This is a genomic window from Janthinobacterium sp. C22 (assembly GCF_057919405.1).
In genome coordinates, this window is the sequence record NZ_CP193659.1 from 214,733 (window position 1) to 234,684 (window position 19,952).

At 62.4% G+C, this 19,952-nt stretch carries 16 protein-coding genes and 2 pseudogenes; 3 read left to right on the forward strand and 15 right to left on the reverse strand.

All coding sequences use genetic code 11. The features are described 5' to 3' along the window. Positions 1-64: 64 nt before the first annotated feature. From ACRHIG_RS00910 to pilM, 8 genes and pseudogenes are all read right to left on the reverse strand, one after another. Complete coding sequence (locus ACRHIG_RS00910) at positions 65-1,201, reverse strand: deoxyguanosinetriphosphate triphosphohydrolase (protein WP_489629131.1); 1,137 nt, start codon at positions 1,199-1,201, stop codon at positions 65-67. A gap of 1 nt (position 1,202) precedes the next feature. Further along, entirely contained in the window at positions 1,203-2,822 is a 1,620-nt protein-coding gene (aroKB, locus tag ACRHIG_RS00915) for a bifunctional shikimate kinase/3-dehydroquinate synthase AroKB (RefSeq protein ID WP_489630909.1), read from the reverse strand. Between the two features lie 39 nt (positions 2,823-2,861). Continuing rightward, positions 2,862-5,042 (reverse strand): Ig-like domain-containing protein, encoded by a 2,181-nt coding sequence (locus ACRHIG_RS00920; protein WP_489629132.1) that lies wholly within the window; start codon positions 5,040-5,042, stop codon positions 2,862-2,864. Positions 5,043-5,154: 112 nt separating this feature from the next. Further along, positions 5,155-6,478: pseudogene (locus ACRHIG_RS00925) on the reverse strand (type IV pilus secretin PilQ); the annotation flags it as partial. A gap of 92 nt (positions 6,479-6,570) precedes the next feature. Beyond that, positions 6,571-7,002, reverse strand: a complete 432-nt coding sequence (locus ACRHIG_RS00930) for a pilus assembly protein PilP (RefSeq protein WP_489629133.1) — start codon at positions 7,000-7,002, stop codon at positions 6,571-6,573. Next, positions 6,915-7,601 (reverse strand): type IV pilus inner membrane component PilO, encoded by a 687-nt coding sequence (locus ACRHIG_RS00935; RefSeq protein ID WP_489629134.1) that lies wholly within the window; start codon positions 7,599-7,601, stop codon positions 6,915-6,917. Before ACRHIG_RS00935 ends, ACRHIG_RS00930 begins: the two co-directional genes overlap by 88 nt. A gap of 15 nt (positions 7,602-7,616) precedes the next feature. Next, the gene (locus tag ACRHIG_RS00940; RefSeq protein WP_489629135.1) at positions 7,617-8,177 is read right to left on the reverse strand and encodes a PilN domain-containing protein; all 561 of its coding nucleotides are present in this window, start codon (positions 8,175-8,177) and stop codon (positions 7,617-7,619) included. Beyond that, entirely contained in the window at positions 8,174-8,815 is a 642-nt protein-coding gene (pilM, locus tag ACRHIG_RS00945) for a pilus assembly protein PilM (RefSeq protein ID WP_489629136.1), read from the reverse strand. Before pilM ends, ACRHIG_RS00940 begins: the two co-directional genes overlap by 4 nt. 291 nt (positions 8,816-9,106) lie before the next feature. Between pilM and ACRHIG_RS00950 the strand changes: the two are divergent. Then, positions 9,107-11,451, forward strand: a pseudogene (locus ACRHIG_RS00950) (penicillin-binding protein 1A). 164 nt (positions 11,452-11,615) lie between these two features. On the opposite strand, the gene cyaY reads toward ACRHIG_RS00950, so the two are convergent. Continuing rightward, complete coding sequence (cyaY, locus tag ACRHIG_RS00955; protein WP_092802037.1) at positions 11,616-11,945, reverse strand: iron donor protein CyaY; 330 nt, start codon at positions 11,943-11,945, stop codon at positions 11,616-11,618. Here cyaY and lptM point away from each other — a divergent pair. Next, positions 11,944-12,168 carry an LPS translocon maturation chaperone LptM gene (gene lptM, locus ACRHIG_RS00960; RefSeq protein ID WP_099409297.1) on the forward strand — a complete coding sequence of 75 codons (225 nt, stop codon included), beginning with the start codon at positions 11,944-11,946 and terminating at the stop codon, positions 12,166-12,168. The two genes, cyaY and lptM, sit on opposite strands and share 2 nt — an antisense overlap. Here the strand turns inward: lptM and msrQ are convergent. The 5 genes from msrQ to ACRHIG_RS00985 all read right to left on the reverse strand — a co-directional run bounded on the left by msrQ (position 12,165) and on the right by ACRHIG_RS00985 (position 18,044). After that, a complete protein-coding gene (msrQ, locus tag ACRHIG_RS00965; RefSeq protein ID WP_475413749.1) occupies positions 12,165-12,818 on the reverse strand; it encodes a protein-methionine-sulfoxide reductase heme-binding subunit MsrQ in 654 nt (217 codons plus the stop codon). The genes lptM and msrQ overlap by 4 nt on opposite strands. A gap of 9 nt (positions 12,819-12,827) precedes the next feature. Then, positions 12,828-13,805 carry a protein-methionine-sulfoxide reductase catalytic subunit MsrP gene (gene msrP, locus ACRHIG_RS00970; RefSeq protein WP_489629137.1) on the reverse strand — a complete coding sequence of 326 codons (978 nt, stop codon included), beginning with the start codon at positions 13,803-13,805 and terminating at the stop codon, positions 12,828-12,830. Between the two features lie 84 nt (positions 13,806-13,889). Continuing rightward, positions 13,890-15,041 (reverse strand): c-type cytochrome biogenesis protein CcsB, encoded by a 1,152-nt coding sequence (gene ccsB / locus ACRHIG_RS00975; protein WP_475413771.1) that lies wholly within the window; start codon positions 15,039-15,041, stop codon positions 13,890-13,892. Positions 15,042-15,090: 49 nt separating this feature from the next. Further along, positions 15,091-17,187, reverse strand: coding sequence for a cytochrome c biogenesis protein ResB (locus ACRHIG_RS00980; RefSeq protein ID WP_489629138.1), 2,097 nt, complete (start codon positions 17,185-17,187; stop codon positions 15,091-15,093). A gap of 185 nt (positions 17,188-17,372) precedes the next feature. Further along, positions 17,373-18,044, reverse strand: coding sequence for a c-type cytochrome (locus tag ACRHIG_RS00985; protein ID WP_152252303.1), 672 nt, complete (start codon positions 18,042-18,044; stop codon positions 17,373-17,375). A gap of 186 nt (positions 18,045-18,230) precedes the next feature. On the opposite strand from ACRHIG_RS00985, the gene yihA reads away from it, so the two are divergent. Next, on the forward strand, positions 18,231-18,968 hold the full coding sequence (yihA, locus tag ACRHIG_RS00990; RefSeq protein WP_070221698.1) for a ribosome biogenesis GTP-binding protein YihA/YsxC: 738 nt from the start codon (positions 18,231-18,233) through the stop codon (positions 18,966-18,968). A gap of 76 nt (positions 18,969-19,044) precedes the next feature. Here yihA and ACRHIG_RS00995 read toward each other — a convergent pair whose 3' ends face one another. Beyond that, on the reverse strand, positions 19,045-19,932 hold the full coding sequence (locus tag ACRHIG_RS00995; protein ID WP_489629139.1) for a hypothetical protein: 888 nt from the start codon (positions 19,930-19,932) through the stop codon (positions 19,045-19,047). Between the last annotated feature and the right edge of the window lie 20 nt (positions 19,933-19,952).

A 19,952-nucleotide genomic window follows, 5' to 3' on the forward strand; every position in this document is an offset into this window, starting at 1 on the left:
GGTCGGGTTAGCCGGCACGGCGTAACCCGACATGAAGGCGGGGATGCAGTCCACGCAGTGACCGTTACAGCTCGTCGAGAGAATACAGCCGGCGGTGCTCGCGGATCGCGTAGCGGTCCGTCATGCCGGCGATGTAGTCGGCGATCTTGCGCGCCTGCTTTGTCACATCATCGCCGCTGACCTGATAATCGGGCGGCAGCAGCGCCGGTTCGGCCATGAAGCTGTCGTACAGTTCGCGCACGATGCGGCTCGCTTTGACGCGCATGCGGTTGACCTGGTAGTGGCGGTACAGGTTCGCGCGCAGGAAGCGCTTCAGCTCCGTCGCATCGCGGCGCATGGCGTCCGAAAAACGGATCAGCGGCGGGCTGGCGCGCACTTCGCTGACATCGCGGGGAGCGGCGTCCGCAATCAGGGCCGTCGACGTGACGATCAGATCGTCGGCCAGGGCCGTGATCAGGCGGCGCAGGGTTTCGTAGATGGCGCGCCGGCCCGACAGGCCTGGAAACGCCTGCTGCACGTCGCGCCACAGGCGGCCGAAGAATGCCACTTCTTCCAGCTGGGCGATGCTGATCAGGCCCGAACGCAGGCCATCGTCGATATCGTGGCTGTTGTAGGCGATTTCATCGGCCAGGTTGGTCAGCTGCGCTTCCAGCGTCGGTTGCGTGCGGTCGATGAAGCGCTGGGCCACGGGCCCGAGTTCGCGCGCATGCGCCAGCGAGCAGTGCTTCAAGATGCCTTCGCGCGTCTCGAACATCAGGTTCAAGCCGTCGAAAGCGCCGTAGTGCTCTTCCAGGGTGTCGACCACGCGCAGGCTTTGCAGGTTGTGCTCGAAACCGCCGTGCGCCTGCATGCACTCATTGAGCACGTCCTGGCCCACGTGGCCGAACGGCGTGTGGCCCAGGTCATGCGCGAGCGCGATGGCTTCGACCAGGTCTTCGTTCAGGCGCAGGTTGCGCGCGATGGAGCGGCCCACCTGTGCCACTTCCAGGCTGTGCGTGAGGCGCGTGCGGAACAGGTCTCCCTCGTGGTTGAGGAAAACCTGGGTCTTGTATTCGAGGCGGCGGAAAGCCGAGGAATGGATGATGCGGTCGCGGTCGCGCTGGAACTGGCTGCGCGAGGCGTGCGCCGCCTCGGAAAAGCGACGTCCCTGCCCCTGTGCCGAATGGGCCGCATAGGGAGCAAGGAAGTCTTCGGGCAGCATGTTATTGCACTCCGGCGGCCAGGGTGGCCAACACCAGTTCGTGCGGCGCGGACGTGATGTTCGGGCTGCCCAGCGGTTTCAACAGGATGAACTTGATGGCGCCGCCCTCGTTCTTCTTGTCCACTTCCATCAATTCCAGCCAACGGTCGACGCCGAGGTCCGGCGCCTTGACCGGCAGGCCGGCGGCGGCCACCAGCGCGCGCACTCGCTCCACTGCCGCCTGGTCGATATAGCCCATGCGGCACGACAGGTCGGCCGCCATCACCATGCCGCAGCCGACGGCTTCGCCGTGCAGCCAGTGGCCGTAGCCCAGGCCCGCCTCGATGGCGTGGCCGAAGGTATGGCCGAAGTTCAGGATGGCGCGCAAGCCGCCTTCGCGCTCGTCCTGGCGCACCACGTCGGCCTTGATTTCGCACGAGCGGGCGATCGCATACGCGAGCGCGCCCTTGTCGCGCGCCATCAGCTTGGCCATGTTCGCCTCGATCCAGTCGAAAAACGCGGCATCGATGATGGCGCCATGCTTGATCACTTCGGCCAGACCGGCCGACAGCTCGCGCGCCGGCAAGGTTTCCAGGGTCGAGGTGTCGGCGATCACGGCGCGCGGCTGGTAGAAGGCGCCGATCATGTTCTTGCCCAGCGGGTGGTTGATGCCCGTCTTGCCGCCGACGGAGGAATCGACCTGCGCCAGCAGGGTGGTCGGTACCTGCACGAAGCCGATGCCGCGCATGTAGCTCGCGGCCGCGTAGCCGGTCAGGTCGCCGATCACGCCGCCGCCCAGCGCCACCAGGGTGGTCTTGCGGTCGCATTTATTGGCCAGCAGCGCATCGAAGATTTGCATCAGGCTGGCCCAGTTTTTATATTCTTCGCCGTCCGGCAGGACGATGCTGATCACTTCGCGGCCATCGCTGGCCAGCGCCGCCTGCAGGCGGCCCAGGTACAGCGGCGCGACGGTGGTATTGGTGACGATGGCCACCTTGTGACCGCTGATATGGCGCAGCAGCGCATCGGCGTCGGCCAGCAGGCCGGGACCGATGGCGATAGGATAACTGCGTTCGTCGAGGTCTACGCTCAACAACATTTTGGATTGCTCGTTCATCGAAGGCTCTGCATGAATGACGCAGTTGGGCGAGGCCTCGCACTCGAGGCTGGCCAGCTGCATCAGGATGGTCTGAACCATCGATTGTACGTTAGGACGGCCCGTGTCGATCACAATGTCGGCCACTTCCATGTAATGGGGCTCGCGCTGCGCCGTCAATTCTTCCAGCTTGCCGCGCGGGTCGGCCGTCTGCAGCAGGGGGCGGTTCTTGTCGTGGCTGGTGCGCGCCAGGATGTTGCTGACGCTGGCGCGCAAGTAGACGACCGTGCCCCGCTCCTTCAGGTAGGCGCGGCTGTCGGCGTTGAGGATGGCGCCGCCGCCCGTGGCCATGACGATGCCTTCCTGGGCGCTCAGGTCGCGGATGACCTCGGCCTCGCGCCGGCGAAAGCTGGCCTCACCCTCGATTTCGAAGATCCACGGGATGGTCGCTCCCGTGCGTGCCTCGATTTCGTGGTCGGAATCGACAAAGCGCAAGCCCAGCTTGCGGGCCAGGATGCGCCCGATTGTGGTCTTGCCTGCGCCCATGAGGCCTACTAAAAACAGATTTTGCATGTGCTGCGACAGTTAATTTGGATTACGACAATCAGTGGCTTGTCCATACGGACTAATGACGCCTGGAGGTGAAACATCCACGCGGTTAAAGTCCGTAGCCAGCCCCGGAAGCAAAGTGTAACCGACATAAGTTGCCTCCGTCCCGGAACTATTGCCGCGAATCGTCAATTCGACGTCCAGCCAGTTGGCTCTGTCGCGCGGATAAGTCAGGGTAACCATCGCCGTTCCCGAGCTGTCCGTCTTGCCGCCGGTCGACAGATTGAGCGGAATGCCCGGGTCGAGACGGCCATTCAGGTTAAGGTCGTTATTCGGATCGAAGGCGCCAGTGCGGTTTCGGTCTTCATTGTCACATGCGTTCGCTGTCCTGACGACTATCCACGACTGGGCAAGCAGGGAATATTGCAAATAACCCTTGTAATAATAGCGGGGCCAGGCAGCGGCCGTGATGATCACGTCCGGCACGGGATTACCGGCGGCATCCGTCACAAACACGCTATACGTCTTGCGGTAGGTGCTGCTGTCGGAGGCGTCGAGCGCGTTGCCGCTGCCGGCGCTGATGAACAGCGATTTTTTCGTCACCGTCAGCTTGACCGTGGCGGCATTGCTCGACACGCCCTGCAGTTGTGCCTTGACAACGACGCCATCGACGCCGGTGGTGCCCTGCCCCGCGATATAGCTGACCGTGGCCACGCCATCGCTGTCAGTGGCAACCAGCGAAGGGGAACTCAGGGAGCCATTGCTGGCATCGGCCTGGATCGAGAAGCTCACCTGCGCATTCTTGACCAGGTTGTTTTCCGCCGTGCCATCGCGCACGATGGCACGCAAGGCGCTGCGCTGCGCCGTGCTGCCGGCCGTGTTGGCGCCGATGACCGCCGGGTCGGCTTGCAGGCTGATCGTGGCCTGGGCCGTCAGTGGCGCAACGAACTCCACTTCCGACTGCACCAAGACGCCGCTGTCTTCGTACTTCGCCGTCAGGGCGGTCAGGCCGGCGCCGCTGGCTTTCACGTAGGCGATGGCATTGCCGCCCACCAGCGCCAGCGGCGCCTGCAATGGTGTGCCGCAGGCGGCATCCTGGTAGATGGCGCCGCGCGACGTGCTGAAACGCACATTGCCCGTTTGTGGCACGCCAGCCACATCGCTATGCACCGTCACCGCATAACAGGTATTCGTGTTCAGGGTCGCTAACACAACATTGCTGCCCGATACGGCATTGATCGTGAAGTTCGATGCATTAATTGCAATTGGCAACACGACGCTGTCACCCTGCGCCTTGACGCTGATGCTGTCGCTGCTGCCCGTCTGGGCGTTATAGCTCAACACCAGCTGGCCGTTGTTGTCGGTCAGCGCTGGACTGGCGCCGCCGCCCTTGACCGTGATGGCATTGCTGCGGGCGCTGAATGTCACCGGCTTGCCAACGAGGGGATTGCCGCTCGAATCGACCAGCTTGACCACCATGTCGGTGCTCGTCTTCAGGTTGACCGTCGAAAAGGCACTGATGACCAGCCGGGTGCCGCTGACGCCGATGTCCGTGCTGGCCGTCTGTGCGCCGGCGCTGGCCGTGACCTTGATCGTGCGCAAGCTGGCGTCGCCACCCGTATTCAGGCTGACCAGCGCCTGTCCCTGGGCATTGGTATTGACCTTCGTCGCACCCAGCGCGCCCGAATCGGCGCTGAACGTCACGCTGGCATTAGGCACGACGGCATTGTTGGCGTCTTTGACAAAAGCGATCATGTTGACGGCGGTACCGCCCGAGGAAGCGAGGGTGCCGCCGGAAGACGTCAGCAGCAAGCTGGCAATGCCGGAGGTGACGGGCACGACTTTGACCACCACGGGGGCCGATTCGATGCCGCCGCTGCTGGCCTTGATGGTAATGTCGCGCAAGCTCGCATCGCCTTTCACGCTGAGTTTTTCCGTCACCGTGCCATTCGCGTCCGTCACGCGGTTGGTGTTGCTGATGGTACCGGAACTGGCCGTGAAGGTCACCGTCTGGCCTGCCATGGCATTATTGCCGGGATTTTTCACCACTGCCGTCAGCACGACTTCCGTGCCGTCCGCGCCCGAAGCCACAATCGTCGTTGCGCCAGCCACCAGTACCACACTGCCGACACCGGCATTCGCGCCATCCTTGACGCCCAGGGTCGGATCGCCGCCACCGCCGCCACACGCGGCCAGTACAGTGCCAATGACCAGCAAAGCCAGCCAATTCGATACCCTACTCCAAGAAATATTGCCAAAAGAAAAATTCCGCATAGTCGCCATCAGTCCGCTTTCGTTTGCATTGTTACTTAAACGTAAAGATGTGACATTAACGTGTTGCTGGCCGATCTGCCACTATTTTCGGCGTAATAAACACCATCAGTTCCGTTTTTCTTGACTGCGGCCCCTGCTGCGGAAAAAAACACCGAGCACGGGGATGTCGCCCAGCAGCGGCACCTTGCTGTCCGTGCCCCGTTCCGACTGCTGGTAGATGCCGCCCAGCACCACCGTGCCGCCGTCTTCCACCATCACCTGCGTGCGCACGTGCTTGGTGTCGATGGCGAAGCCGGAACGGGTTTCCTGGCCCACGCTATCCTTGTTGACGTCCACTTCCAGCACCACGTTGCCGTCCGGCGTGATCTGCGGCGTCACTTCCAGGCGCAAATTCGCCTTGCGAAACGTGATCGACGTGGCGCCGCTGCTGGTGGCCACTTGGTAAGGCAGTTCGATGCCCTGCTCGATCAGCGCCAGCACCTTGTCGGCCGTTACCACGCGGGGGCTGGAAATGATCTTGCCCCTGCCGTCCGCTTCCAGCGCGGACAGTTCCAGGTTCAAAAAACGGTTGGCAGCCGCCGAAAACAGGCTCAGGGCGAAGCTGGCCGGCTGCAAGCCATTGATGCTGGCGGCCGGCAAGTTGACGAACTGCGTGTTCGGCACGAAAGCGCCGGCGCCCGCCACCGTTTGCCCCGTCGCCTCGCCCACGCCCTGATACGTGCCGCCGATGGCCGCCCGTCGCCCGCTGCCGCCCAATGAAAAACCGGGCACCTGGCCCGCCGCCAGGCGCTGGTCCGTAAAACCCAGACGGGCGCCCAGGTTGCGGCTGAAACTGTCGTTCGCCTCGACGATGCGCGCCTCGATCATCACTTGTCGGGTTGGGATATCCGTCTTGTCGATCAGCTGGCGGATCTGTTCCAGGCGCGCCGGCACGTCGGTGACGAACAGCTGATTCGTGCGCGGCTCGATCAGCACGCTGCCACGGCGCGACAGCAGCCGGCTGCGCCCTTCCCCGCGTCCAGGCCGAACACGGTGCGGAACGCTTCGGCCTTCTGGTAGTTGAGCTGGAAGATGTTTGATTGCAAGGGTTCCAGTTCGGCGATCTGCGCGCGCGTTTCGAGCTCCAGTTTTTCGCGCGCGAGGATTTCCTCGCGCGGCGCGATCCACAGCACGTTGCCATTGCGCCGCATGTCCAGGCCCTTGGCCTGCAGCAGCACGTCGAGCGCCTGGTCCCACGGCAAATCGCGCAGGCGCAGGGTCACATTGCCCGCCACGCTGTCGCTGGCGATGATGTTTTGCCCGGACGCGTCGGCCAGGATGTGCAGGGCCGCGCGCACGCCCACGTTCTGGAAATCGACGGATATCTTCTCGCCCGCGTAAGGGCGCGGGGCCGACACGTGCACCACCGCCTCCTGGGCAAGGCCGCAGGCATGCAGACACAGCATGGCGGCCAGGAGCATGCGGCGCGGCCTCATGGCGCCGCCTCCGGCAGGCCGGCCTTCGCCCCCGCCACCTGCAAGGTCAGGCTGCCGCGCCGCTCGCGCCAGGGGCCGTCCGCCTCGCGCAGCAATTCACGGTACTGCACGGCCTGTTCACTGATGTCCGTCACCACGCCGTGGTCTTGCCCCAGATGCTGGCCCACCGCCACCCGGTACACGCGCTGGCCCGCCAGCAGCAGCGCGTTCAGGCGCCCGTCCTGCTGCACGCTGCCGACCATGCGGATGGCCGGCAAGGCGACGCTTTCCAGCGGTTCGCGCACACGGCGGGGGTCGGGCCCCGCCACACCGCCCCGCTGTCCCAGCACGGGCGCGGGCGTCAAGGCATCAAATGGATCGGCCTGGGCGGCAGCATCGTAGGGCTGCGGCGCGACAGCGGCAAGCGGACGCCATGCCGGCACAGCCACGGGCGCGTCCGCCTTGAGCGGCAATGCCGCTTGCGCCGCCCGCTCCCCGCTTCCGGCAGGCGATACGCCTGCAGCACGGCATCGAGGGTCAGCAAGCGATCCTTGCCGAGGGTTAAGGCCAGTTCATGCACAGTGACGATGCGCGGCAGGCGCGCCAGGTCCGCCAGCAGCGCGCCCATGGCGTGATAGCCGCCGCGCAACTGGATGGTGATCGGCAAGGCGACATACGGCGCTTGCGGCCGCGCCACGCCCGGCTTGAACAGTGAAAATTGCAGACCGCGCGACTGGCCGGCGGCGTTAATGTCCGTCAACAGCACCGCCATCGCTTGCTGGTCGGGCAATTGCTGTTCCAGCAGCGCCAGCTCGGCGCCCGCCTGGCGCTGCTGCGCGCGCCACTGCGGCAACTGGCTGGCCCTGGTCTGCGCCGCCAGATAAGCGGCGCGCAGGCGGCCCTCCTCTCCGTGCGCCAGACGCACGGCAGCCATCAGTCCATCGAGCCACGCAAGGTGCAGCAGGGCGGCCACCAGCGTACAGGCCAGGGCAGCGCAAGCGAGGCGCGCCGGTAACGGCCACAGCGACGCGATCTTCAAGCTCAGCATGATCAACCTCCACGACTAAGATTGCCCAGCGGGTGACAAAGCCAGCCGTATCGTCCAGTCCACGGCGCCATCGGCCGCGCCGCGCACTTCCATCACTTCCGGCAGGGACCAGGGCGCGGCCTGCGCCAGCGCCAGCAGCAATGCCGCGACCTTTTCCTGTGAAGCGGCCTGCCCTTGCAGGCGCACCATCACCGTTTCCTGGCGCACGCTATGCAAGGCCACGCCGGCCGGCATCGCCTGGGCCAAGGCTTGCAACATGCGCACCCAGGCATTGCGCTGTTCTTGCAAACGGGCAATAGCCTGCTGGCGCAGCAGCAGGGCCGCCGTTTCACCCTGCACCCGCTTGCCGGTGGCGAGAACGGTATTGACTTGCTGCAGGGCATTGCGCCACCCCTCCTGGCGGTGCAGCTGCGCGTCGAGCTGATGCTGCAGCCAGGCGCCTGCCGCCAAGGCCAGCAGCAATCCCAGCAGCGCCCCGCCGGCCAGTTGCCACAGCAGCAGCTGAATACGCCTGCGGCGTGCCGCCTGGCGATACGGCAAAAGGTTGATGCATGGCACTTCCACCACGGCCTTCATCGGGCGTACCGGTGCATGGCCAGGCCCCAGGCCAACTGATAGCTGAGGCCGCCATCGGGCAGCGCTTGCCATCCCCCTTGTGCAACGGCCGCCTGGCACGCCAGCGCCTCGCTATCCATGATGACTGGCGTCAACCCGGCCGCCTTGGCCGCATCCAGACGGCGCTGCACGCTGGCGCGCCGCGCCGCCACCAACAGCACGTCGATCTCGCTGCCTGTCTGGCCGGCAAGCGGCGGCGCGGGGCCGAGAATGAAAAAATCCAGGCTGGCGTCTTCCAGCGCAAACGGCATGTATTGTCCCGCTTCCAGTTCCACGAGGATTTCCAGCTGTTCCTCCGGCAGCCCGGCGGGCAGGCGGATCGCGTGCGTGATCAGTGCCGTGGCCGGCATGGCCAGCGCCACGCGCGTGCAGCCACTGCCGCTGTCGCGGCATGCCAGGCGCAGGCCGGCAGCCAGACCTGGCAAATCTTCGACATTGCCGTCAAGCATCATTCCGGCAGCCAGCGCGGCGCTGCCGTAATGCCGGCACGACAGTGTTCCCCGCCGGCGTCTCAGCTCGACCACGCGCACGGCATCGTCCGCGATGTCGACGCCCAGCAAGCCGACGCCAAGAAAACTGCTGATGGACATGTTTTTCATAGAGAAACGTCAGCGTGGAAGGAGGTCCTGCCATCCGCAAGCCTAGTCCCGGCGGCGCTGGCTTGTAAACGGATTTCACGCCGGTGTCTGCGGCGCGCGGCGCCTATCTGGCGGGGCCGTGATCTGGCGCAGGATAATTGTTACCAAATCCTGGTTGCCAGCGGGCCGATACACGCTTATATAGAGTATCGGCAAGTTTCGACACTCCCCCGGCAAGCGCCACGGCGCGCTGCCACCCCGGCAAGCTCGCTTATAATTGGCCGGCATAATTAACCGAAAGACATACGACGCATGACATCTTCAAAATCCGCTGGCCCCGCTGGCTCGAAGCCGCCCACCAAGGGCAGCAAACCCAAACGTTTTCTGCTGATGGCCCTGGCATCGCTGCTGGGCCTGGGCATCGTCGGCGTCTTGCTGGTGGTCTTCGGCCTGGCCATGGCCTATCCGAACCTGCCGGCGCTCGATACCTTGACCGATTACAAGCCCAAGATGCCGCTGCGCGTGTTCACGTCCGACAGTGTGCTGATCGGCGAGTTCGGCGAGGAACGGCGCAACATGGTGCACATCAAGGATATTCCCGATGTCATGAAGAAAGCCGTGCTGGCCATCGAAGATGACCGCTTCTATGAACACGGCGGCGTCGATTACCTGGGCATCACGCGCGCGGCCCTGCACAACCTGACGGGCGGCGCCAAGCAAGGCGCCTCGACCATCACGCAGCAGGTGGCGCGCAATTTCTTCCTGTCCAGCGAACAGACCTTGAAACGCAAGGCGTATGAAGTCTTGCTGGCCTGGAAGATCGAGAAAAACCTCAGCAAGGACCAGATCCTCGAAGTGTATATGAACCAGATCTATCTGGGACAGCGCGCCTACGGCTTCGCCTCGGCCGCGCAAATCTATTTCGGCAAGAATATCCAGGACCTGACCGTGGCCGAAGCGGCCATGCTGGCCGGCTTGCCGAAGGCGCCGTCCGCCTACAACCCCGTCGTCAATCCGAAACGCGCGCGCATGCGCCAGCAATACATCCTGCAACGCATGGCGCAGCTGGGCTATATCACGCCAGAGCAATACACGGAAGCCAAGAATGAAGAGCTGAAAGTGAAGACCGACAGCAGCGCCTTCGGCGTGCACGCGGAATACGTGTCGGAAATGGCGCGCCAGCTGGTCTACGAGCAATTCAAGGAAGACACCTACACGCGCGGCCTGAACGTCTACACCACCATTACCAAGGCCGACCAGGACGCCGCCTACATCGCCTTGCGCAAGGGCGTGATGGATTACGAAAAACGCCACGGCTACCGCGGCCCGGAAGCGTATATCGAGATTCCGAAAACCAAGGCCGAAGCCGATGACGCGATCGAGACGGAGCTGGCCGACCACCCGGACAGCGACGACATCATCGCCGCCATGGTGCTGCAAGCCTCGCCCAAATCGCTGCAGGCTGTCACCTCGGCCGGCGAGGAAATCACCATTACCGGCCCCGGCCTGACCTTTGGCGCGGCCTGGCTGTCGGAAAAAGCGGCGCCGAACCGCCGCATCAAGCGCGGCGCCGTGATCCGCGTCATGCAGGAAAACAACGCCTGGGTCCTGACGCAGATGCCGGAAGTGCAATCGGCGTTCGTCTCGGCCAGCACCACGGACGGCGCCATCCGCGCCATGGTGGGCGGCTTCGATTACAACCGCAACAAGTTCAACCACGTCACGCAGGCGTGGCGCCAGCCCGGTTCGGCCTTCAAGCCCTTCATCTATTCCGCTTCGCTGGAACGGGGCCTGTCGCCGGCCACCATCATCAACGATGCGCCGATCTCGTTCGACGCGGGCCAGACGGGCGGCCAGGCGTGGGAACCGAAGAACTACGACAGCAAATACGACGGCCCGATGACCATGCGCAAGGGCTTGATGAAATCGAAGAACATGATTTCCATCCGCATCCTGCACAAGATCGGCGCCAAGTATGGCCAGGAATACGCGACGCGCTTCGGCTTTGACGCGGACAAGAACCCGCCGTACCTGACCCTGGCACTGGGCGCCGGCAACGTCACGCCGCTGCAGATGGCGGGTGCGTATGCCGTGTTCGCCAACGGCGGCTACAAGATCAACCCGTACCTGATCGCCAAGGTGACCGATAGCGACGGCAATATCCTGTCGCAAGCCAAGCCGGACCTGGCCGGCGAGGAAGCCAACCGCGTCATCGACGAGCGCAATGCCTTCATGATGAACAGCATGCTCAACGACGTCGTACGCTTCGGCACGGCAAATAAGGCCATGGCCCTGAAGCGCCCTGACCTGGCAGGCAAGACGGGTACCACCAACGATTCCATCGACGCGTGGTTCGCCGGCTATCAGGCCAAGCTGGTGGGCATCGCCTGGATCGGCTACGACCAGCCGCGCAACCTGGGCAACAGGGAAACGGGCGGCGGCCTGGCCTTGCCGATCTGGATCAGCTACATGGCGAAAGCCCTGAAAAGTATTCCCGTCGAGGAACGCGCCGTGCCGGAAGGCCTGATCCACGTGGGCGACGAGTACTACTATGCGGAAAATCCGCCGGGCACGGGCGTGGGCAGCCTGGAAGGCGCGGCGCGCGGCACGCCGGAGGAAGAAAAGCCAAGGAAGCCGTCAAGAACGAGTTATTCTGACGGCAGCGCATGGAGTAGGTCGGGTTAGGCCGCAGGCCGCAACCCGACACCACGCCGGCGCCACATGTTGTCGGATTACGCGTGGCATTGCCCCGCTCATCCGACCTACGCAAGCAAAAAGGGCAGCCCATGCAGGCTGCCCTTTTTTATTGCCGCGGTGAAAGTTACTTCAGCACCACGGGCGCGCCGGCCTGCTCGCTGGCCATGCTGGACAAGGCCGCAAACAGTTCCGAGCCGTCGCGCGTGTTGATCCACTCGTCGCCCACGCGCTTGTAGTGGAAACCGCCGGAACGGGCGGCCACCCACATTTCACGCATGGGAGCCTGGCTGTTGACGATGATTTTCGTGCCGTTATCGATGAACTCGATTTCCAGCACATTGCCGCTGCGGCTGCATTCGACGTCGAGCACATCTTCATCGTTCAGCCGGTCCAGCGCCGCCTCGATCTGGGTCAGGGTGGCTTCGGCCAGGGCCAGGAATTCCGATTCGCTCATGCTACACTCCAAAGATCTTAATCAAACCGTGATTCTAATCGTGAAGTCATCCTCAGCGTTTTATATCGGCATCGCCATTGTGGTTTCTAGCGTTCTGGCCGGCTGCGGCCAGCCCGGTCCACTGTACCTGCCCAAGCCGCCAGCGGCGAAAGGCGCACCGGCGAAAGGCCCCGTCGAACCGGCCCCCGTGCCGCCGCCACCGGTGATCGTGCCGGCGACCTAAACGGAACGCACCGGGGTGGCGGCATGCGCCGCCCTGGCAGTTTTGACGCGCTTATTCCAGGCAAAATATACGCGAATTAACAGCAGTAGCGCGACGATACAGCCGAACAGGATCGGTTGCGCGAAATTGTGCTTGCCCGCCTTCATCCACCAGAAGTGCAAAATGCCGAGCGGCGCGATCACATAGATCAGCCGGTGCAGCCACTGCCAGCGCTTGCCGCCCAGGCGCTTGACCATGCCGTTCGTGCTCGTCACCGCGAGCGGAATCAGCAACACAAAGGCAATGAAGCCCACCGTGATGAACGGCCGCTTAAGCACATCCTTCCACATTTCCTGCAGATCGAAAAAGTGATCGAACCATAAAAACGTGGTGAAGTGCAGCGCCGCGTAGAAAAACGCGAACAGGCCCAGCATGCGCCGCAGCTTGATCAGCCAATTCCATTGGGTGAAGCGGCGCAAGGGCGTCACCGCCAGGCTGATGCACAGGAAATACAGGGTCCAGTCGCCCGTGCCGCGCGTGATGAATTCCAGCGGCTCCACCAGTTGGCCCGTGTACGTCAGCCAGACCATGCGCGCGAATGGCAGCAGCGCCAGCAAAAAGATCAGGCTTTTCAACAGCGACAACTGCCTGGTCGAGGGATTGATGGCCATGGTCTTTCCTTAAAAGAACTTCTTCAGGTCCATGCCCGCGTACAAGGAAGCGACATCGTTGTAGCCGTTGAACATCAGGGTCTTGCGCTTGCGCGCGAGAAAACCGTCTTCGCCGATGCGCCGTTCGGACGCCTGCGACCAGCGCGGATGATCGACGTTCGGGTTCACGTTGGAATAAAAACCGTATTCGGACGGCGCCGACAGGTTCCAGGACGTGCGCGGCTGTTCCTTGACGAAACGGATCTTGACGATGGATTTGGCCGATTTAAAGCCATATTTCCACGGCAACACCATGCGCACAGGCGCGCCGTTCTGGTTCGGTAAGGTTTCCCCATACATGCCCAGGGTCAGCAGCGCCAGCGGATGGTTCGCTTCGTCGATGCGCAAGCCTTCCGTATAGGGCCACTGCAGCACGCGGCTACCCACGCCCGGCATCTGCTTCTTGTCGGCCAGGGTGATGAATTCCACGTACTTGGCATTGCCCGTCGGTTCGACCTTCTTGATGATTTCCGAAAAGGAATAACCGACCCAGGGAATCACCATCGACCAGCCTTCCACGCAGCGCAGCCGGTAGACGCGCTCTTCCAGCGGCGCCAGCTTCAGCAGCGCGTCGAGGTCCAGGGTCATCGGTTTCTTGACTTCGCCTTCGATGCTGACCGTCCACGGCCGTGTGCGCAGGGTGCCCGCGTTTTGCGCCGGGTCGCTCTTGTCTGTGCCGAATTCGTAGAAATTGTTGTAGCTGGTGGCGTCTTTATAGGCCGTCTGCTTGTCCAGCGCCGAATAGGCGGGATTGAGCTTGGCTGCCAGTTTGGGATTCGTGCCTTGCGCGAACGCTTCGCGGCTGGCCATTTCCAGCAAGGCCGCGCTGGAGATCGAACCCAGCGCCACTTGCTTGATGAAGCTGCGGCGCGATTCAAACACGGCGCGCGGCGTGATTTCGGAAGAATACGGCAACTCGATGCCGTTGGGACTGCGCTGGATCAACATGGCGGCTCCGGAAAAAGGTGATTGGATATACCTTACACCAGTTTTTCCGGGCCGTTCATGACGCTTCTGTCATGCAAAAAACAATTAAAGCTTGCCGTAAGAATGTAATCCAGAAAGGAACATATTCACGCCCAGGAAGGCAAACGTCGTCACCAGCAAGCCCACCAGCGCCCACCACGAGGCGACGCGGCCGCGCAAGCCCGTCATCAAGCGCATGTGCAGCCAGGCTGCATAGTTGAGCCAGACGATCAGCGCCCACGTTTCCTTCGGGTCCCACGACCAGTAGCCGCCCCACGCTTCGGCCGCCCACAGGGCGCCCAGGATGGTCGCCACCGTGAAGAAAGCGAAGCCCACGGAAATAGCCTTGTACATGACGTCGTCGAGCACTTCCAGCGACGGCAGGCGGTCGACCAGATAACCGCTCGATTTGAGCAGGTAGGCCGCCGCCACCATGGCCGACAGGGCGAACGTGCCGTAGCCGATGAAGTTGGCAGGCACGTGGATCTTCATCCACCAGCTTTGCAGTGCCGGCACCAGCGGCTGGATTTCGGCCGCGTCGCGCGTGACCGTGTACCACATCAGGAACACGACGGCCGCCGAAATGACCAGCATGACGAAGGCGCCCAGCTGGCGCGTCGCATAGTGCTGCTCGTAATACAGGTAGAACATGGCCGTGATCAGGGAAAACAGGATGAACACTTCATACAGGTTCGACACGGGAATGTGGCCCACGTCGGCACCGATCAGGTAAGACTCGTACCAGCGCACCAGCATGCCCGTCAGGCCCAGCACCACGCCGGCCCAGCACAGCAGGGAGCCGACGGAGGAGCCGAATTCCGAGCGCGCCACCAGGCCGATCCAGTAGAACAGGGTCGACAGCACGAACAGGGTGCCCATCCACAGGATGGCGGACTGGCTCGACAAGATGTACTTCAGGAAGAATTTCTGGTTCGCCATGTCCAGGTGGCCCGCGTACAGCTCGATGGCGAACAGCGACAGCACGGCCGCCAGCGGGATCAGCCAGCGCACGGGCTTCCAGTACCAGCCCAGCCACGCGAACGTGGGCGCCGCGGCCAGCAGGATGACCTTTTCATAGATATCCATGAAGGCGCCAAAACGCATCAGGCCGAACAGCGAGGCGGCCAGCAAGCCGGCGCCATACAGCCAATCGATCAGGCTCAGGCGCTTGAAAAATCCTGGTTCCTGCGTATATATTTGCTTGTTTGCCAATTCCATCATTTTCTCCATTCCCGGCAACGCTGCAGCGTCCCGGACACAGCGCAGCTTACGCCGATTGCGGCAGCTTTGCCTTCAAAGTCTCAAATTCTTTTTCAAAATCCAGCGTCTTGCGCTGCGTGCTCATGGCCATCAGGGCTTCGCTGCCGCCCTCGCCATCCTTGATCCACACCCACAGGCGGCGCTCGCGGATATAAAACATGGAAAATACGCCGATCACGAGGAACAGGCAACCGAGGTAGACCACGCTCTTGCCCGGCGAACGCGTCACCTGCAGCACGGACGCCTTGATTTCCGTAAAGTCGTCGAGTTGCAGGTACACGGGCGCGCCATAGAAGAAGCTGTCGGACAGCGCATTCGTGGCCAGCTGCAGGAAGCGGCCGTGCTTGTCATCGGCCTCGATGGCTTTCAAGCCATCCTGGGCGCGCGCCGCCTGCCACAAGTCCCACAGGCTGCCATTGAGGATTTTCATGAAGATATCGGCCGCCTTTTCTTGCTCGGCGGCAGGAATTTTCTCCAGGAAACGCGAAATGGCGAGGAAACCGCCCTCTTGTCCATTGCCGGCAAAGATGCCCAGGCTTTTCGCCGCCGATTCCTGCAACTGGCCGCGCAAGGCTTCCGCGTTCGCCTGCGGCATGGCGCGCGCCGCATAGCGGGCGGCCGCCTGCTGGCGCAGCGCGGGATCTTGCAGCGCGGCACGCAAGCGCATCCACTCATTCACGCTGACATTGTCATCGGCGGGAATGCGCAGATAGCTGAACGGGTCGCTGGGGTTGACGCGCATGCCGGCCAGGAACACCGTCGTGCCATCGACCGTGACGGGCTGCATATAGTTCTGGTACTCGCGCGCCTGGCCCGTCTTGTCGCGCAATTTGTATTGCACCGACGGACCCACGTTCTTGAGATCCTTGTTGTTGGCGTTTTTCGCCGCCGATCCCAGGCGTTTATCGAGGCCCACGGAGAATTTCTCGTTGAAACTTTCCGTCTTGTTGACGGCGCGCACGTCCTGGCCCGCGCTGAGGTTTTCCACGTTGAAGGGACGGAAACCCGACCATTCCACCGTGTAGGAATTGCCGTCGCTGCGCTCGAGCGGCGTGCTGCCGCCCACTTCGCCGCCGATATCGAAGCGTTTCGTCGTCTTGCCCGTCATGGGAAAACCAGTCAACTTGAGCTTGCTGCCGCCATCCTCAAAGCTGGACTGGTACAGGGCCAGGCCCTTGTACAGCAGCGGCTGGTTGACCTTGATGGTTGCCGGGAACGTCTCGCCCGTTGCATGGTCGGTGATGACGACATCGCTGGCGAACAGCTTGGGCATGCCCGTGCTGTAGAAATCGATGTGGAATTTCTTCAGCAGGATGGTGATGGGCAGATCCTGGATCAGCACGCCATCGGCCTGGGGAATGATGGCCGTGTTGCTCGACGAGCCTTCCGGAATCATGGTATTGCCGCGGAAAGTAGGATTCGACAGGCTCAAGCGGTGCTGGGCGGGAATATCGGCGATCACGCCGCTGCCGGAAAACGGCGTCTTGCCAAAGAACCATTGCTGTACGCGGATCGGCATTTCCGAATCGAGCAAGCCGCCCACGCAAATGATGACGATGGCGCCATGGGCAAAGATATAGCCCCATTTATTCGCCGCGCCCCGCTTGGCCGCCACCAGGGTGGCGTTGTCCTTCTCGACCACCTTGGCCCCGTAGCCGGCGTCTTTCAGGCGCATCACCATCTGCTGCGCCAGCACGGCGCGCGGCAGCGGTGCCTGCCATTCCAGCTTGTGGTGGAAATTGCGCAGCGATTGCTCGCGCACGGTTTCGCGCCAGCTGCGCATGTCCTTGAGCATCTTCGGCGCATTGCGCACGATGCACAGCGAGGTCGAGGCGACGAGGAAACCCATGATCACGAGGAACCACCAGGCCGAATACACGGAATACAGGCTCAGCTTGTCGAACACGGCGAACCAGAACGGGCCGAACTGGTTGACATAATTGGGCATGGGCTCGTTTTGCTTGAGCACGGTGCCGATGATGGACGCGACGGCGATCAGGGTCAGCAGGCTGATGGCAAAGCGCATCGACGAGACCAGCTCGACGAATTCAGCCAGGCTGCGGCGTTGGGTCTTTAACTCGATTCCGGTCGTGCCTGTGCTCATACGTGGATACTCATACGGGATATGCAATCTTCAAGAAAATGTAGGCATGGAGCAGAGTGTTTCTCCGCGCAAGGCGGCAGCATACTCCTGTTTGGCCCCTGCCATGAAAAAGGGCAGCCTGTGGAAACGGCCGCCCTTGTTCACGCGCGCTGCTGCGCCTGGCAATCTCTTGCCACTATGAAAACTTACTTCAGGCCGGCGATATAGTCGGCCACGGCGGCGATCTCGTCATCCGACATGCGGGCGGCGATGGTGTGCATTTGCGCGCTGTTCTTGCGGGCGTCCGCCTTGGTGCTGCGGAACATCGTCAGCTGGGCCACCGTGTAATCCTGGTGCTGGCCGGCGATGCGCGGATACTGGACGGGAATGCCATTGCCCGTCGCGCCATGACAGCTGGCGCAGGCGGCAACTTGCTTGGAAGCAATGCCACCACGGTAGATTTTCTTGCCCAGGTCGATCGTATCCTTGTTTTTCGCGGCGCCCGGCTTGGACAGCTGCGCGCCCAGGTAGGCGGCGATATTCTTCTTGTCGGCGTCGCTGAGCATCTTGGCGTACGTCGTCATGACGGGCTGGTTGCGCTCCGGCGTGGTGAAGTCGACCAGTTGCTTGTAGATATAGCTTTCGTGCTGACCGGCCAGCTTCGGATTGACCGTGATGGTCGAATTGCCGGCCGCGCCATGGCAGGAGACGCAGGCAGGCAGGCCGCGCGCCGCATCGCCATCGGCGTACAGGGTAGCGCCCTTGGCAGCGTCAGCCTTGACGGCCGGTTTCGGTGCTTCGACCGCGGAGGCAGTTGCCGATACAGCCAGCAAAGCGAGCAGCATGGATTTGATAAACGGTGAAAACGCACGATTCATTCAGGCACCCTGAGACAGTGAGAAATTAGTGGTGGACATTGCCGCGCCCTGGGGATTTTTGCTTTATTTTCAGGGCCGCAAGCCGCATCGCTGCTACGCCGGCAACAATAAACAACCCCTTATTGTACAATAGCTTCTTGGCGTTATCGCTCCCTTATCGCTCCCTTTTGTTGCTTTACTACTCCCATGTCAAAACTCTGGCAAGCCCGCTTCTTTACGACCGTCAACCAATTGCGTGACCTGCCCGATACCACGGTGCCGGAAATCGCCTTTGCCGGCCGCTCCAATGCCGGTAAATCGACCGCCATCAATATCTTGTGTAATCAGAAAGGCTTGGCGTTCGCCTCCAAGACACCTGGCCGTACCCAGCACATCAACTACTTCTCCATCGGCGGCGCCCACGTGGCGCAGCACCGCAAGGATGCCACCATCGTCGAAGAGATCGAATGTCTGCTGGTCGACTTGCCGGGCTACGGCTACGCGGAAGTATCGGGCTCGGCGAAATTGCACTGGCAGCGCCTGCTGGGCGATTACGTGCAGCGCCGCGAGCAATTGGCCGGCTTGATCCTGATCATGGATTCGCGCCGTCCCTTCACCGACCTGGACATCCAGATGCTGGAATGGTTCGCCCCGACGGGCAAACCGATCCACTGCATCCTGACGAAAGTCGATAAGCTGAACCGCAATGAATCGGTCAACGCACTGCGCCAGGCGAAAGCCAAGCTCGACAGCTATGTGGATGAAGACGGCGTCGGCTTCCCGTTCACCGTGCAACTGTTCTCGGCCTTGAAAAGAGTCGGCATCGACGAAGCCAACGACAAGATCATGGAACTGGCCGGCATCAGCGAAGACGGCGCGGCCCAGATGGTTGACCTGATCGACATGGAAGACGACGTCGAGCCGGAGTCGGACAAACCGGCTTGATCGACATCAACACAACGTAAAAAAGGCTGCCCGTTCACACGGTGCAGCCTTTTTTATTGCGGCGCGTTCCTGGCGCCTAGCGCCGTCCCGGTCCTGGCCGCTTCTCGGAAAAGAATTCCTGGCGCAGGAAGGCGCTCAGCTCGGCCGTATCTTCCACACGGGCGCTGAGGTTGACGTTACGTCCCAGGCGCCGCGATTCCCAGACGAAATCGCCGGGCTTTTCGGCACGGATCAGCTGGATCATCTTCTTGATGATGGCCGTTTCGATATCGGGCTCATTGCCCAGTTCCACTTTTTCCTGCTTCAGCCAGTTGCGCTTGAAGTTGCCGTTCCAGCCCTTGAACTTGACTTCCGCGCTGAACGAGGTCTGGTTGACGATGGAAAACACGCCGCCCGAATCCTCGCGGTCGCTGCCGGAATTGCGTCCCTGCGCGCCGGCGATATTCGCCTTGGCCACGCGCATGGCGCGGTCGTTTTCGCTTTCCTCGGCCGGCGGCGCGGGGTTCTGCGCCTCGCGCTGCTTGCGGCGCTGCTCGATCATCGAGCTCATGTCTTCAGCGGGCGGCGGCGGCAGCGGCACTTTCGATACCAGCGGCGGCGTGAATGTTTCCAGTTTCGGCTTGTCGCGCGGCACATCTTTTGTGACCACGCGCTTGCTCGGGGCCGGCGGCGGTTTCACCTTGGCCACTTTCGTGTCCTTCGGCTTGGGCGTGGGTTTCGGCTGCGGCTTCGGTTGCGGCTTGTCTTTCAGCGGCGCGATGTAGACCATCGCGCTTTCCTTCTTCGGCGGCGGAATCTTTTCGATGGTGTCGCTGCGCAGCAGCACATACGCCGCCAGCAGCACATGCAGCAAGACGGACACGCCGAGCGCAACCTTGCGCGTGGTGCTGGTCCTGGACCCGTAGGCCGGTGGCGGCTGGATCACTTGCCCGCAGGTGGGGCAAACATCGGAATCGGCAGCCATCAAATGGGTCGTGTCATGCA